The organism is Corynebacterium nuruki S6-4 (genome assembly GCF_007970465.1).
Lineage (GTDB): Bacteria > Actinomycetota > Actinomycetes > Mycobacteriales > Mycobacteriaceae > Corynebacterium > Corynebacterium nuruki.
This window is the reverse complement of sequence record NZ_CP042429.1, coordinates 82,154-97,725: the sequence shown is the minus strand read 5'-3', so window position 1 is coordinate 97,725 and position 15,572 is coordinate 82,154. Positions and strand designations below refer to the sequence as shown.

Genomic DNA, 15,572 nt, shown 5'->3' with positions numbered 1-15,572 from the left:
TCCACTGTTTCATGGGAGAAGACGGTAACTACACCTGGGGCACGCCCGCCGACTAAACGCCCCACCCGGTCGAACCTGCGTACCACCGGAGGCACCTGTCCCCCGGTCCGTGTCACGGATCGGGGAACATATGTGTCTGACGCTCAGATCCGGGGCTGTGCGCTGGTCGAGATCACCCCACCGGCAGACCATCCGGCTGACCGGCAGGCCAAAACCATGTCAGACAGCCTTTCAGACACCGTTTTGGCCTGCCGCGCAGACATATCCGCTGCCGGCTGGGCCGAACTGAGGGATCGGCAAGGGATCGGCCGGCACAGCGGCATGTCCCCCACCACCCCGACCGGATCCCGTGACAGGATCCGGACGCCTCCCCGCTACGCGAGGACGTTACTTAAGGATCTGGCGGCCCATGACCATGCGGCAGATCTGGTTGGTGCCCTCGTAGATCTGGGTGATCTTGGCGTCACGCATCATCCGCTCCACCGGGAAGTCGCGGGTGTAGCCGTAACCGCCGAGCAGCTGCACGGCGTCCACGGTGACCTCCATCGCGATATCCGAGGCGAAGGTCTTCGACCCGGCGGCCATCAGCCCCAGCTTCGCCCCGCCCTCGGCCACACCGCGCTCGGCGTTGGAGGCGGCGGTGTAGATCATGAGCCGGGCGGCGTCGATCTTCATCTTCATGTCGGCCAGGGTGAACTGGGTGTTCTGGAACGCGGCGATCGGCTTGCCGAACTGCTTGCGCTCCTTGACGTAGGCGACGGCGGCGTCGAACGCACCCTGGGCGATACCCAGCGCCTGGGCACCGATCGTCGGACGGGTGTGGTCGAGGGTCTGCAGGGCGGTCTTGAAACCGGTCCCCTCCTCACCGATCATGCGGTCGCCGGGGATACGGCAGTCCTCGAAGTACAGCTCCGCGGTCGGCGAGCCCTTGATACCCAGCTTGTGCTCCAGGCCGCCGACCCGGAATCCCGGGTCATCCTTGTGGACCATGAAGGCGGAGATGCCGTGCGAACCGGCGTCGGGGTCGGTGACCGCCATGACGGTGAACCAGGTGGAGCGGGACCCGTTGGTGATGAAGCACTTGGAGCCGTTGAGCACCCATTCGTCACCGTCCCGGACGGCCTTGGTCTTCATGCCGCCGGCGTCGGACCCGGCCTCACGCTCGGTCAGGGCGTAGGAGGCCAGCGCACCGTTGGCGATGTCCGGCAGGACCTTCGCCTTCAGCTCGTCGGAACCCTGCAGGATCAGCCCCATCGTGCCGAGCTTGTTCACCGCCGGGATCAGTGAGGAAGAGCCGCATACCCGGGCGACCTCCTCGATGACGATGACCGCGGCGAGTGAGTCCGCGCCCTGTCCGCCGAACTCGTCGGGGATGTGCACGGCGTTGAATCCGCTGTTGTTGAGAGCGGTGAGCGCCTCCTCCGGGAACCGCTCGTCACGGTCGACCTCCGCCGCGTACGGGGCGATCTCCTGCTCCGCGAGCGCCCGGATGCTGGCCCGCAGCTCCTGGTACTCCGGCGGCAGCTGGAACAGGTCGAAATCGGGGTTGAAGCCCATAGGTGTCGTACTCCTCACAACGGGTGGCCGATGATTACCGGTTCACATCGTATCCCGGGCACCCCGGTCCCGCGCCTAATCGCCCCCGGCCGGCGCCGCCGCCGCCCCCGGTTCCCCCGCCCCGGTTTCCCTGCCCCCGGGTTTCTTCGGCCACGGTTACTCTGGGACACATGACCACCACAGCGATGAGAACAGGAGCGGCCCTGGCGTGCACCGCCGTACTCGCCCTCGCCGCATGCGGTTCCGATGACGACGACACCGCGGCGTCCGGCTCCCCGCAGGAGACGACCGCGGCCTCCACCGGCGCCTCCCCCACCGGACCGACCCCCACCACCGCACCCCCGTCCGGGGATGCCCCGGCACCCGGTGACGGCAACGGCTCCGTCGACGACGGCAGCCGGTGCCACACCTCCGAGCTCACGGTCACCGCAGGACGCGGTGACGGTGCCGCCGGCAGCGTGTACCACCCGCTGATCTTCAAGAATTCCGGGGACCGGACCTGTACCGTCGCCGGGTTCCCCGGGGTCAGCATGGTCGGTGAGAACAACGGCACACAGGTCGGCGCCCCCGCCGACCGGGACGCCGGCACCGCCGACCCGGTCACCCTCGGCCCCGGCCAGAGCGCCACGGCGACATTGCGGGTGGTGAACGTCCAGAACTACGGTGACCAGTGCTCCGAGGCCCCCGCCGACGGCCTGCGCATCTTCCCGCCGGACGAGCTCGACGCACTCTACCTGCCGATGCAGGGACTGACCGGCTGCAGCAACGACGACATCGTCGCCATGCACATCGGACCGCTCACGCCGGCGTGACAGCCCGCCGACCGGTCCGGTGGAGCGTCCCGGCCCTGCTGACACCGGCCCTGCTGATCCTGGCTCTGGTGCTCCGGGGCGGGCAGCTCGCCCACCGGAGCTTCTACGGTGACGACCTGGTCATCCCGGCCCGGTTCCGGGTGTCCGGCCTGTGGGTGCCCTACGACGGACATCTCATGCCCGGGTCGGCCGCCGTGCAGATCGCGGCGGACGCCCTGGCACCACTGCAGTGGTGGCTGCCCGCCCTGCTGATTCTGGTGGCCACCGCGCTGTCCGCACTGCTGTGGTGGCGGACGCTGTCGGTGTGGCCGGCGACCGCCGCGCGCCCGGTGCTGCGGACCACGGCCCTGGTGGCCCTGGTCTTCTCCCCGTTCCTCATGGTCGGGTCCGGCTGGTGGTCGGCGGCGCTGACGGCCCTGTCCTGGCAGCTGACGGCAGCTGCGGTCATCCTCATCCAGGTCCGCACGTCCCGGTGGGGCGTCCTGGCGTCGTCGGCCCTGATGTGCGGTGTGCTCCTCATCGGACTGCTGATGACCGAACGGGTCCTCACCGTGGTGCCCGCGGTGCTCGTCCTCACGGTGCTGGCCGGACAGTTCCGGTGGCGGCGGTGGGTCGCCCCGGTCCTGCTGACGGTCGCGTGGGCGGCGCTCTACCTGGGGCTCGGCGGGCTCACTCCCCCGGACCGGGACGCCCCGCCCGGTGACGGGGTGGCCTCCGGCATCGTCGATGCGCTGCGCACCACGCTGCTGCCCGGCGCGGTGGGCGGGCCGTGGACCTGGGAGCGGTGGGGCACCAGTCATCCCTTCCCCACCACCCCGGTCGGCCTCCAGGTCATCGCCGCCGTGCTGGTGGCGGCCGCCGTGGCCGTGGTAGTCCGGCGTACCGGTCTGCGCCGCGCGCTCCCCACGTTCCTGTTCCCGCTGGCCTATCTCGCGGTGATTCTCCTCCTGCTGGCCGTGGGTCGGGGCGGATCCGGGTCCTCGGACGTCCTCGTGCGGGGACTGCACTACTGGTCCGACTGGTGGACGGTCGCGGTACTGTCGGTGACCGTCGGCCTGGCCGGGGCAGCGGGGCCTGCCCGACCGGTCCGACTTCCCGGCAGCCTGCTGCGTTGCGCCCCCGCCGCACTGTTCCTCTGCTCCTCGGTGGTGGCGACCGCGACCTGGACACACGCCTGGCACGACGATCCCGCCGCCGACTATCTCGCGGGTCTGCGGCGGACGGTCGCCGACGGGACGCCCTTCCTCGACCAGCCGGTCCCGTTGGAGATCCTCACCCCGTTGAACCACCCGTGGAACCGCATCAGCCGGGTCGCCGGGTCCCTGGCCCCGGCCGGCGGCACGGCGACCGTCACCGACCGGCCGGTGATCATCGGCCTGGACGGTCGCCCGGTCCCGGCCGAGGTCTCCCCCCGGGCGCACTCGGACGCCGGCCCGGTGCCCGGCTGCGGGACCAGGGTCGAGGTGGGCCACCCGCAGCTGGTCAACGTGTTCCCGGCGCTGCCCTACGGCGACTGGACCTGGGAATTCAATGCGGTGGCCTCCGCGCCGGTCACCGTCACACTCAGCACCCCCAACGGGCTGGAGGACGAAGCCTCCTGGCGCTCCCGTGCCGTGGACGTCCCGGTCGGCACCACCCTGGAGCAGCGGTGGGTCACCCTCGACGGCGGGGGCGGCACCGTCCTCGTCGAGATCCACGGTGCGGCACCGGGTACGCACCTCTGCCTCGGGGCGGGAGCCGTCGGGTCGACGGTCCCCCGTATGTAGGCTGGGTCCCATGAGTGACATCGTCATCGTCGGTGGGCACGGGCGTGTCGCCCTCCTCACCGCACCACTGCTGGTCGACGCAGGGAACACGGTCACCTCCGTCATCCGCGACCCCGACCAGTCCGCCGAGGTCTCCGCCACCGGCGCGGAGGCCCGGGTCGCCGACATCGAGGCCCTGAGCACCGACGACATCTGTACCCTGCTCGACGGTCATGACACGGTCATCTGGGCGGCGGGTGCCGGCGGCGGCGACCCCGAGCGCACCACCGCAGTCGACCGCGATGCGGCGATCCGCACCATCAACGCCGCCGAGGAGGTCGGCGCGCACCGGTTCATCATGGTCTCCTGGTGCGGTTCCTACCCCGACCACGGCATCCCCGACAGCGACCCGTTCCACTACTACGCGGACGCCAAGGCGGAGGCCGACGACCACCTGCGCGAGGCGGACCTGGACTGGACCGTCCTCGGCCCCAGCACCCTGACCGACGCGCCCGGGAACGGCTGCATCAGCCTGATCGGTGAGGATGACGGCCGGACCGCCGGCACCTCGGTACCCCGGGAGACGGTGGCGGAGGTCATCGCGACGGCGGTGAACTGCCCGCAGTGCGTGGGCCACACCGTCCGGTTCAACGCCGGCAACGTGCCCGCCGATGAGGCGCTCCGCCACCTCGACATCAACTGGGACACCGCCCTCGACGGAAGTGGGACCGGCTATGAGTGATCTCTTCTCGGACCTGACCGCCCCCGACGTGGCACTGGTGTGCGAGGGCGGCGGTACCCGCAACAGTTTCACCGCCGCCGCCGTCCACGAACTGATGACCCACGACATCCGGTTCGGCTGGATCGGCGGAGTCTCCGCCGGCGCGTCGCACACGGTCAACTACCTGTCCCATGATCCGGCGCGGACCCGGGAGAGTTTCGTGGAATTCAGCGCCTCCCCCGCCTCCGGCGGGGTCGGGTCCCTCATCCGGGGCGACGGCTACTTCAACGCCGAGTACATCTACGAGACCGCCGGCCTGCCCGGCAACGACCTCCCCTTCGATTTCGACGCCTTCACCGCTGACCCCACCCCGTTCCGCATCGGTGCGACGCACGCCCTCACCGGCGAGACGGTCACCTGGGGCCGGGAGGACATCACGACGCTGGAATCACTGTTGAAACGGGTCCGGGCGTCCTCCACCCTCCCGGTGATCATGAACATGCCCGAGGTCGACGGCGAGCCCTATGTCGACGGCGCACTCGGCGACAACGGCGGTATCCCGGTGGACGCCGCGGAGGCCGACGGTTTCGAGCGGTTCCTCGTGCTGTGCACCCGACCGCGCGACTATGTCCGTCCCGAGGTCAAGCATCCTGCGGCGGTCCGGCGGCTGCTGAGCCGCTACCCGACCGTCGCCGAGCGCATCATCGCCCGGCCCACCCGGTACAACCGGACGAAGCGCCGGTTGCTCGAGCTGGAGAAGCAGGGCCGCGCGTACCTGTTCTTCCCGGACCAGATGCGGATCAACAACACTGAACGCAATCCGGACAAACTCAAGGCCGCCTACTACGATGGTCTGGTCCAGACGCAGCACGAATGGGACCGGTGGATGGAGTTCCTCGCCGGCTGACCGTGTCTCTGCGCCCCTACCGCAAATACGGAGTTCCCCATGGCCGGAGGCCTGTTCGCCCTCCTCGACGACGTCGCCCTCATCGCGAGGAAGGCTGCGGCAAGCGCCGGCGACGTCGCCCATGCCGCGGCAACCACCTCGACGAAGGCGGCGGCCGTCGTCGTCGATGACACGGCGGTCGCGCCCGGTTTCGTCCAGGGGGTGACCCCCGCCCGTGAGCTGCCGATCGTGTGGCAGATCACGAAGGGGTCGCTGGTCAACAAGATCGTCATCATCCTGCCGGTCGCCCTGCTGCTCAGCTGGCTGGCACCGTGGGTGCTCACCCCGGTGCTCATGGTCGGCGGAACCTACCTGAGTTTCGAGGGGGCGGAGAAACTCTGGCACGCCGTCGCCGCACTCCGGAACCGGCGTGACGGCCCCGACCATGCCGATCACGCCGAGTCCGCGGTCGACAAGGGACCGGACGACGAGAAGTCGCTGGTCAAGGGTGCGGTGACCACCGACCTCATCCTCTCCGCCGAGATCATGGTCCTCTCACTCAACGAGGTGGCCGACGAGCCCTTCCTGGAACGCGCGGTGGTCCTCGTCGTCGTGGCGTTCCTCATCACCTTCGCCGTCTACGGGGTGGTGGGTCTGCTGGTGAAGACGGATGACGTGGGACTGGCACTCGCCGCAGCCGGACGCAGCGGAGCCACCCGGAAGCTCGGTGGCCTCCTCGTCAGCGCCATGCCGAAGATCCTGTCGACCCTGTCGGTCGTCGGGACCGCGGCCATGCTCTGGGTGGGCGGGCACATCCTCGTCACCGGGGTCGACGAACTCGGCTGGCATCTGCCGCACGAGGTCGTCCACCATCTGCAGGAGACGGTCGGCGGCGGGGACGCCGTCGCCTGGATCGTCGAGACCGCCTGCTCCGCGGTCGTCGGCGTGGTCCTCGGCACCGTGGTCCTGGTGGTGGTCACCATGGTCGGCCGGCTGCGCCGCTGAGCCGGACTCTCCGGTCAGGGCAGCAGGAGGTGCCGGTCCTGCTTCCGCCGGGCGCCGGCCCGCGGCGTCCTGTTCCGGCCGGTGCGCCCCGGCCGCCGGAGCGGACGCCACGTCCCGACCGAGGTGCTCGACCGCACCCACGGGCGGGTCGGCAGCGCGGAGGACGGCGGGACAGCCGCCCCCGGCACCAGCAGTTCCGGCACCGGGTCGAGCGAGGCGTGCACCAGAATGGGCAGGTGGTCGGACCCCTGCTGCGGCAGCGACTCGACCTGCGAGGCGGCGAACCCGCGGGACAGGGCGAAATCGTAGTTCCCGCGCAGCACCCCGTAGCGGCGGTACGTGCTCGTCCCCGAGCGTGCGACGTCGTAGCCGAACATCCCGACATGGCGCTGCAGCCGGGACTGGAACAGCGGGTAGTTGAAGTCACCAACCATCACCGAGGGCACCCCCGCACCGAGTTCCTGCAGTGCTTCGAAGGCGGTGCTGATCTGCTGGCGGCGCAGTGAGTTCGATGCGGTCAGCGGTGCGGCGTGGAACGAGGAGAGCAGGACGTCCCGGTCATGTTTCGCGTCGTGCGCGAGGACGGTGACCATCCGTTCCTGAGCGGGCTTCATCACCCGGTCGTGGATCGACTTCTCCAGCGGCACCAGCAGTGTCGAGGTCGGGTCGAGGCGGCTGGCGCGCAGGTAGACGGCCAGACCCTGCCGGTTCTCGGCGGTCGACTGCACCAGTTCCAGATCACCGATACGGCGTGGGAGCAGGTCGGTGTCCGCCTCCTGCACGCAGAGCACGTCGGGGTCATGCCGGGAGACCAGGGACGCCAGGTCCCCGGCCGCATTGTTGTTGTGCAGGTTGTAGCTGATCAGCTTCATTACCGTCCACGTTACTGCAGGGCGGTCCCCGACGGTGGGATCCCGTCGTTTCCGCCGGGCGGGGGCGGATCATCTCCGGTGTCCTCGAGCCGCCCCACGATCGTCTCCAGGGTCGGCGCAAACCGGTCAGCAGGGAACCGGGGCCGCTGCCCGATCCGCAGCCGGTAGCGTCCGAGCTGTTCGCGGACCGGATCCTTCATCTCCGCGAAATACAGCGTGATTCCCCGGGAATGCAGGTAGTCGTCGAACTCCACCAGCTCATCGATCGCACTGGAATCCAGCCGGGTGACCGGTTCACTGGCCAAGACCACCGTGTGGATGTCCCTCCCCTGCGCCAGGGCCGAATCCACCGTGCCCCGCGCCCACTCGTCGAACGCGGCGCCGTTGCCGAAGAACAACGGGGCGTCGAAACGCAGCAGTACCGTGCCGGTGACAGGTTCCGCCTGCGGGTAGCGGGTCATGTCGTGGTAGCCCGGCAGTCCCGGCACCTTGCCCAGCTGCGTCCGGTAGGGGCGGGAGAACGCGTTGATGAAGGTGACCAGTGCCAGCACCACCGCCACCGCGATACCCTCCAGCACGCCCAGTACCGCCACCCCGGCGGTGGCGGCCAGACAGATCGCCCCCTCGACGCGGTCGATGGTGAACAGGGACACGACCGCCGACACATCGACCAACGACAGTGCCGCGGTGATGACAACCGCCGACAGTGCAGCCGAGGGCAGGTCCGTGGTGATCCCCGGTATCAGCAGGAGCGCGGTGAGAACCAGCAGGGCGCCGATGACCGCCGTGAGCTGGGTCCTGGCCCCGGCCTCGGCCGCGACCGGTGTCCGGGAGCTGGACGCGGAGACCGGGAACCCGCCGAAGAGCCCGGCGGCGATGTTCGCACCACCGAGTGCCGCCATCTCATGGTTGCTGTCGACGTGGCGACCGTCACGGGCCGCGAAGGCACTGGACAACACCCCCGTATCGGCGAAAGCGATGAGCGCGATGCCGGTGGCGGGCACGAGGAGGGCGAAGGCCTCCTCCGGGGAGACCGACCCGAACGAGATCTCCGGCAGGCCCCGTGGCATCGCCCCCACCACCGGTACATCCCCGCGCCACCCGCACACCGCGACCGTGACCGTGGCGACGACGACGGCGACGAGCACCCCGGGGATACGTCGACTGACGGCCCGGCACGCGAGAATAAGGGCGAGAGACCCGAGGCCCAGGACCGCCGCCCGCGGCACCGCGTCCCCGTCGACGATCCCCCGCACCGCAGCGGTGAGTTGTCCGGACAACGAATCCCCGCCGACGTCGAGGCCGAACAGTCCCGGCAGCTGACCGACCACCACGACGAGCGCGACACCGTTGAGGTACCCGATACGGATCGGCTTCGCGAGCAGCCGGGTCAGTGCCCCCAGATGCAGCACTGCGGCGACCAGGAGTACAGCCCCCACCTCGAGGGCGAGGACCCCTGCGAGTGCGACCCGGTCCGGACCGGCGACCGCCATCGGGACGACGGCGGCGGCGATGATCGGGGCCAGTGAGGAATCCGGCCCGAGGATGAGCACCCGCGACGGTCCGATCAGCGCGTAGACGAGCAGCGGGGCGATCGTGGCGTACAGGCCGGTCACCGGCGGAAGACCAGCGACCTCCGCATAACCGAGCCCCGCGGGAATCAGCAGTGCGGTGAGTACGAGCCCCGCGACGAGATCGTCACGGAGCCAGGACAGACGGTAGGAGCCGGCCGAGGCAGGACCGGGGAAACACCGTCTGAGCACCGCACGACATGTCATGGTCCGAGTATCCCCCACCTGCTGCCGACTGTGTCCCTCCCGGCCCGCCGGGAGTGCCCCGGAAAAGGGCGGCTCAGGCGAAGGCCTGCCGGATCCTGTTGATCCGCTCCTGGCGCTTCTGCCGCAGTTCCGTCTTCCGGTCGTCCCAGGCCTGCTCGCGGTCGGCCTTCTTCTGCAGTTTCAGCGCCTCCTCGGCGGCCGCGCTGGCCTGCCGGGACGCCTGCTCGGCGGTCTCGATCTCGGCGAGGACCTCGTCGAGCGGCCGGCGGACGATCTCCCCGTTGTAGTGGGCGACGAAGTCGTCGAGGGCCTGCGTGTCCGCCTCGTCGGTCTGCAGGACGAGCGCGTTGCGGCCGGTCGGGACGAGGCGGCTGAACTCGAGCAGAGCGGAACTCCGGGTGTCGGCACGGTCGGCGTCCGACAGGGCGCCGATGGAGGCGCCGAGGCCCCAGCCGAGCAGCATGCCCAGCGGGCCACCGAGCACGCCGACGAGGATGCCGATGAGGGATCCGGTCCCGATTCCCGCGCCGAAGTCGGCGTTGTAGCCCTCGGGGACGGTGACGTTGCCGTGCTCATCGCGTTCGACGATGGCGCCGGTGTCGACCGCGGCGCTGACCGGCGAGTTCTTCAGTGCGGAGAATGCCTGGTAGGCGGTGGCGTTGTCGGGGAAGGTGGCGACGGCGACGTAGTCGGTCATGGGGAGTCCTTTCCTGGGTCTCATTCCCGCGGGACGGCGGGTCCGCGACCCACAGTAGCCGTGCTTCCGCGACCCCGGCCGCGACCTGTGGCGTCCGACTCACCGGGCCACCCCCGCGCCGTCTCTCCCCTGCCCCGACCTTCCCGGCCTCTCCCCGACCATCCCCTTCTCCCCGACTTCGTCACCGAATCGGGACGCCGTGCGCCGGCTCCGGTGAATTCGGTGACGATCTCGGGGAGACCGTGCGCGAACGGCCGCCCGAGGGGACGGCCGGGGTGGGGACGGCCGGGGTGGAGCTCAGTCCCGGACGTCCCCGTCGACGTAGAACCAGCGGCCGTCCTCCCTCACGAACCGGGACCGCTCGTGCTGGACGCCTACTCCCCCGCCGGGCTCCCGGTAGGTCGCCCGGAACTCCACGATCCCCTCGTCGTCGTCCACGCCGCCGGCGACGGTGTCCACAATCTGCAGCCCCCGCCAGACAGGATTATCGGTCAGATCGAGGCTGGCCGGCCTGGTCGAGGGATGCCAGGTGCGCAGCAGCCAGGCGGCGTCCGCGTCCTTGAACGCCCGGAATCGCGAGCGCATCAGATCCTCGGCGGTCGTGGGCTCCTCCACCGTGCCTCCCCTCCTGTGCCGGCCCGTGTCTTCGCGCGGCCTACACGTTGAACTTGAACTCGACCACGTCGCCGTCCTGCATGACGTAGTCCTTGCCCTCCTGGCGGACCTTGCCGTGGGTACGGGCCTCCGCGATGGAGCCGTACTTGTCGAGGTCGTCGAAGCTGACGATCTCGGCCTTGATGAAACCGCGCTCGAAGTCGGAGTGGATCACGCCGGCGGCCTGCGGGGCGGTCGCACCCTTCGGGATCGTCCAGGCGCGCGCCTCCTTCGGGCCGGCGGTGAGGTAGGTCTGCAGCCCCAGGGTCTCGAAACCTGCCCGGGCCAGCGTCGCCAGACCCGGCTCGTCCTGGCCGACGGAGGCGAGCAGTTCCGCGGCCTCGTCATCGTCGAGTTCGAGCAGTTCGGACTCGGTCTCGGCGTCCAGGAACACGCAGTCGGCCGGGGCGACGAGCTCGCGGAGCTCGGCCTTGCGGGCCTCGTCGGTGAGGACGGCCTCGTCGGAGTTGAAGACGTACAGGAACGGCTTGGCCGTCATGAGGTGCAGGTCGTAGACGCTCGAGGTGTCGAATTCGCCGGAGACGGACGCCGAGTACAGCGTCCGGCCGTCCTCGAGGATCTTCTGCGCCTTCTCGGCGGCGACGGCCTCGTCGGCCTTGTCCCGGTCCTTGCGGCCCTCCTTCTGCAGCCGCGGCAGGGCTTTCTCGATGGTCTGCAGGTCGGCGAGGATGAGCTCGGTCTCGATGACGGAGATGTCGGCGGCGGGATCGACCCGGCCGTCGACGTGGATGACGTCGTCGTTGGCGAAGGCGCGGACGACCTGGCAGACCGCGTCCGCCTCACGGATGTTGGCGAGGAAGGCGTTGCCCATGCCCTCGCCTTCGGAGGCGCCCTTGACGATGCCGGCGATGTCCACGAAGGTTACCGTGGCCGGGAGGATGCGTTCGGAGTTGTAGATCTCGGCGAGACGGTCGAGTCGCTTGTCCGGCAGTTCCACCATCCCCTCGTTCGGCTCGATGGTCGCGAAGGGGTAGTTCGCGGCGAGCACGTCGTTACGGGTCAGAGCATTGAACAGCGTGGACTTGCCGACATTGGGGAGTCCGACGATACCGAGAGTAAGAGACACGGCGTCCATCCTAACCGGTGACGACAGGGTTCCGGCACGGTGGCCGTGTCCGGCCGGACCGCCGGCGGAGCTCCGCCCCACCCCCGGTCGCCCCTGCTGTCGGGGACCTCCGTCTTTCCTGCCAGTTCCCTGTGCCCTACTCTGGTGTTCCACATAGTGATATCCCCGTCCCACCAGCGAACCCAGGAGGCTCCCGGAGACATGTCCTCACCCACACCCGAACAGGAGGAGAAGGTCACCCGCGACACATTCAACTCGCGGATGCTCTTCATGTTCGCGGCCATCGGCTCCGCCGTCGGCCTCGGCAACATCTGGCGTTTCCCCTACGTCGCCTACGAGTCCGGCGGCGGCGCCTTCCTCATCCCGTACCTCTTCGCACTGCTGACCGCCGGCATCCCGCTGCTGTGGCTGTTCTTCGGCCTCGGCCACCGCTTCCGCGGTTCCGCCCCGATGGTCTTCCGCCGTCTCCACCCGAAGGCCGAGATCATCGGCTGGCTGCAGACCGGCGTCGCCGCATTCATCGGCCTCTATTACGCGGTCATCCTCGCCTGGGCCGGGATCTACGTCTTCAAGTCGATCAACAAGGGCTGGGGTGACGACCCGACGTCCTACTTCCAGAACGACTTCCTGCAGGCCGACCAGGCCGGCGGTGACAGCCTGTTCTCCGGCAACATCGTCTGGCCGATCCTCATCGTCATGGTCATCGTCTGGATCATCACGATCCTCACCCTGATCTTCGACGTCTCCGTCGGCATCGGCCGGATGACGATGGTCTTCATCCCGGTCCTCGTCATCCTGTTCACGATCATGGTCATCCGTGCCCTGTTCCTCGACGGCGCCGGCACCGGTCTGGACGCCCTGTTCTCCCCCGACTGGTCCGCACTGACCGACTCGAGCGTGTGGATCGCCGCCTACGGCCAGATCTTCTTCTCGCTGTCCATCGGCTTCGGCATCATGATCACCTACGCCTCCTACCTCAAGCCGCGGACGAACCTCACCGCCACCGGCCTGGTCACCGGCTTCGCGAACTCGGCCTTCGAGGTGCTCGCCGGAATCGGCGTCTTCGCCGCCCTCGGTTTCATGGCCGTCCAGCAGAACGTCCCGGTCGACGAGGTCGCCGACTCGGGCATCGGCCTGTCGTTCATGGCCTTCCCGGCGATCATCAACGAGATGCCCGCCGGCGGGCTGTTCGGCGTCCTGTTCTTCGGCAGCCTGTTCATCGCCGGCCTGACGTCCCTGATCTCCATCATCGAGGTCGTCGTCTCGGCCGTCGCCGACAAGGTGGGTATCACCCGTCGCCGTTCCGCGGTCCTCGTCGGCGTGCCGATGGCGATCGTGTCCTGCGTGGTCTTCTCCACCTCCACCGGCCTGATGTCGGTGGACATCGTGGACAAGTTCACCAACAACCTCGGCATCGTGTTCTGCGCCATCGTCGCCACCGTCACCATCGCCTACGTCCTGCGCCGGTCCGCGGAGATGCAGCGCCACCTCAACGCGGTCTCCTCGTTCAAGGTGGGCCCGATCTGGAAGCTCTGCGCCTTCGTGATCACCCCGATCGTGCTGATCTACACGCTGGTCAAGGAGGTCTTCAACCTGATCTCCGACGGCTACGAGGAGTACACCGCCGGCCAGGTCTTCACCTGGGGCTGGATGGTGCTCATCATCATCGCACTGGCGGCCGTCGCACTGGCCTTCATGAAGCACAAGAACCTGGTCACCGTCCTCGACGGCGTCCCCGGTTCCGATTTCGGTGTCCCCGTCGGTACGCGGGACGCCAAGGCACCCAACCGGTTCCTCGTCCAGGCCGGCAAGGCCGGAGCTGCCGGGGCTGCCGGCACCGCAACAAGCAAGGAAGGTGATCTGTCATGACCGGTGGAGCTGTCGTCATGCTCATCCTGTTCATCGTCGTCATCTGGGGCGGCCTCGTGCTCGCCGCACTGTCGCTGCGCGGCAAGGTCGACGAGGAGGAAGGCGACCTCGGTACCCTGCCCGGGACGACCGACGCCGACCTCATCGTCCGCGGCCGCTGACCGGCCACTGACCGGTCCCTGACCGGTCCGCCGGGAGCGTCGGCTCCCCCGGAGGCGCGCCGTCGTGCACAATGGGCACGTGACCGATGACCCCCGAAACACCGCAGCGAACGACCCCGGTGACGACGGCCGTGACGATGCCGGCGACGGCACGGACCCGACCGACCCGCGGGACGGCAACGGCGGACGCGACTTCGCCGACTTCCTCCTGGGCACCGGACGCCTCGACCCCGAAGCCACCATGCCCCTGCCCGGCGAGCAGTCCTCCCTGCTGGACACCGATCCGGAGGGCCCCGGGGACGCCGATCCCCGCCTCCTCCCCGATGTCTCCGAGGTCACCGGCGGCGACGCCGACGACAACGGCATCCCCGACCATGCCGAGGAGATCAGGGACCGCTCCGAGGTCATCGGCACCTCACTGCGCTGGTTCTCCGGCTGGTGCCTGCGCTTCCTCGTCATCGCCGCCGCCGCCACCGTCCTGTGGATCGGTTCGGCGAAGATCTGGTCCGGCATCCTGCCGATCATCCTGTCGATCATCGTCTGCACGGTGCTGTGGCCCCTGGTCCGGCTGCTCCGCCGGTGGCACATCCCCAACGCGATCGCCGTCCTCTGCTCCATCCTGGTGTTCTTCGCCGCCTTCGTCGGCATCATCGCCGCCATCGCACCGAGCGTCGTCGACCAGGCCGAGGATCTGGTGGACAAGGGCTCCCAGGGCGTCCAGCAGATCCAGGACTGGTTCGCCGGTCCGCCGCTGAACCTGCAGAGCGACCAGATCGACAACGCCATCGACCAGGCGACCAACTGGGTCCAGAACCAGACCGACAAGATCACCGAGACCGCCATCTCCGGGGTCTCCGCGGTCACCTCCGCCGTCGTCACCCTGTTCGTCGTGCTGGTCCTCACGTTCTTCTTCCTCAAGGACGGCGAGAAGTTCCTGCCGATGGTCCGGCGCGTGACCGGACGCCGCGTCGGCTGGCACATCACCGAGGCCGCCACGCGCTGCTGGAACACCCTCGGCGGGTTCATCCGCACCCAGGCCATCGTCAGTTTCATCGACGCCTTCTTCATCGGCCTCGGCCTGGTGATCCTCGGTGTCCCGCTGGCCGGCCCGTTGGCGATCATCACGTTCTTCGGCGGGTTCATCCCCATCGTCGGTGCCTTCACCGCCGGTGCACTCGCGGTCCTCGTCGCCCTGGTGGCCAACGGTTTCACCACCGCGCTCATCGTCCTCGCGATCGTCCTGGCGGTGCAGCAGCTCGAGGGCAACATCCTCTCGCCGCTGCTGCAGTCCCGCGCCATGAAGCTGCACCCGGTCGTCGTCCTGCTCTCGGTGACCGTCGGTGGTGGCCTGTGGGGCATCATCGGCGCGTTCCTCGCGGTGCCGGTCGCGGCGATGATCACCGAGGTCCTGCGGTACATCGGCGACCTCACCGACCTGTCGACCGGGGAGAAGACGGCGGCGGAGATCGACTTCGCCACGGAATCCGGGGCCATGTCCGGGGCGTCCAGCGAGCGCGCGGCACAGCGCTGGCGCCGCTGGCGGGAGTCCCGCGACGGCGACCGGGGTTTCTCCCGTCTGCTCGCCCCGCTCCTGCCCGGCGACGGTACCGACAGCACAGCCGGCACAGCCGGCACAGCCGGCACAGCCGACTCAGAGAGTGACACACGAGACAGTGGGACCGGCGCGGCCGGTCGCTCCTCGGACCACTGAGGCAGATCCGGTAACAT

14 protein-coding genes are annotated in these 15,572 nt (G+C 69.1%); 8 read left to right on the top strand and 6 right to left on the bottom strand.

The window, feature by feature from the left end; genetic code table 11:
• Positions 1-387: 387 nt before the first annotated feature.
• On the bottom strand, positions 388-1,557 hold the full coding sequence (locus tag FSW06_RS00510; RefSeq protein ID WP_010119317.1) for an acyl-CoA dehydrogenase family protein: 1,170 nt from the start codon (positions 1,555-1,557) through the stop codon (positions 388-390).
• A 170-nt stretch (positions 1,558-1,727) separates the two neighbouring features.
• Here FSW06_RS00510 and FSW06_RS00505 point away from each other — a divergent pair, with 170 nt between their 5' ends.
• From FSW06_RS00505 to FSW06_RS00485, 5 genes are read left to right on the top strand one after another with little or no spacing between them, the layout of a single operon-like run.
• Positions 1,728-2,369 (top strand): DUF4232 domain-containing protein, encoded by a 642-nt coding sequence (locus tag FSW06_RS00505; RefSeq protein WP_010119319.1) that lies wholly within the window; start codon positions 1,728-1,730, stop codon positions 2,367-2,369.
• Positions 2,366-4,135, top strand: a complete 1,770-nt coding sequence (locus FSW06_RS00500) for a hypothetical protein (RefSeq protein ID WP_010119321.1) — start codon at positions 2,366-2,368, stop codon at positions 4,133-4,135. The genes FSW06_RS00505 and FSW06_RS00500 overlap by 4 nt, the downstream gene beginning before the upstream one ends.
• A gap of 10 nt (positions 4,136-4,145) precedes the next feature.
• A complete protein-coding gene (locus tag FSW06_RS00495) occupies positions 4,146-4,856 on the top strand; it encodes an SDR family oxidoreductase (RefSeq protein ID WP_010119322.1) in 711 nt (236 codons plus the stop codon).
• On the top strand, positions 4,849-5,742 hold the full coding sequence (locus FSW06_RS00490) for a patatin-like phospholipase family protein (protein ID WP_010119323.1): 894 nt from the start codon (positions 4,849-4,851) through the stop codon (positions 5,740-5,742). The genes FSW06_RS00495 and FSW06_RS00490 overlap by 8 nt, the downstream gene beginning before the upstream one ends.
• Positions 5,743-5,781: 39 nt before the next feature.
• Positions 5,782-6,726: a DUF808 domain-containing protein gene (locus tag FSW06_RS00485; protein ID WP_010119324.1), complete on the top strand. Its 945-nt coding sequence runs from the start codon at positions 5,782-5,784 to the stop codon at positions 6,724-6,726.
• 14 nt (positions 6,727-6,740) lie between these two features.
• On the opposite strand, the gene FSW06_RS00480 is transcribed toward FSW06_RS00485, so the two are convergent.
• From FSW06_RS00480 to ychF, 5 genes are all read right to left on the bottom strand, one after another.
• Complete coding sequence (locus FSW06_RS00480; protein WP_010119325.1) at positions 6,741-7,598, bottom strand: endonuclease/exonuclease/phosphatase family protein; 858 nt, start codon at positions 7,596-7,598, stop codon at positions 6,741-6,743.
• Positions 7,599-7,609: 11 nt separating this feature from the next.
• The gene (locus tag FSW06_RS00475; RefSeq protein ID WP_040429942.1) at positions 7,610-9,376 is read right to left on the bottom strand and encodes a SulP family inorganic anion transporter; all 1,767 of its coding nucleotides are present in this window, start codon (positions 9,374-9,376) and stop codon (positions 7,610-7,612) included.
• A 73-nt stretch (positions 9,377-9,449) separates the two neighbouring features.
• Positions 9,450-10,073, bottom strand: coding sequence for a DUF1269 domain-containing protein (locus FSW06_RS00470; RefSeq protein WP_010119327.1), 624 nt, complete (start codon positions 10,071-10,073; stop codon positions 9,450-9,452).
• A gap of 297 nt (positions 10,074-10,370) precedes the next feature.
• Complete coding sequence (locus FSW06_RS00465) at positions 10,371-10,688, bottom strand: YchJ family protein (protein WP_010119328.1); 318 nt, start codon at positions 10,686-10,688, stop codon at positions 10,371-10,373.
• Between the two features lie 40 nt (positions 10,689-10,728).
• Entirely contained in the window at positions 10,729-11,814 is a 1,086-nt protein-coding gene (ychF, locus tag FSW06_RS00460) for a redox-regulated ATPase YchF (RefSeq protein WP_010119330.1), read from the bottom strand.
• A gap of 201 nt (positions 11,815-12,015) precedes the next feature.
• On the opposite strand from ychF, the gene FSW06_RS00455 reads away from it, so the two are divergent.
• From FSW06_RS00455 to FSW06_RS00445, 3 genes are all read left to right on the top strand, one after another.
• Complete coding sequence (locus FSW06_RS00455; protein WP_010119332.1) at positions 12,016-13,683, top strand: sodium-dependent transporter; 1,668 nt, start codon at positions 12,016-12,018, stop codon at positions 13,681-13,683.
• Entirely contained in the window at positions 13,680-13,844 is a 165-nt protein-coding gene (gene metS, locus FSW06_RS00450; protein ID WP_010119335.1) for a methionine/alanine import NSS transporter subunit MetS, read from the top strand. The genes FSW06_RS00455 and metS overlap by 4 nt, the downstream gene beginning before the upstream one ends.
• 79 nt (positions 13,845-13,923) lie before the next feature.
• On the top strand, positions 13,924-15,555 hold the full coding sequence (locus tag FSW06_RS00445) for an AI-2E family transporter (RefSeq protein ID WP_029449067.1): 1,632 nt from the start codon (positions 13,924-13,926) through the stop codon (positions 15,553-15,555).
• Positions 15,556-15,572 lie beyond the last annotated feature (17 nt).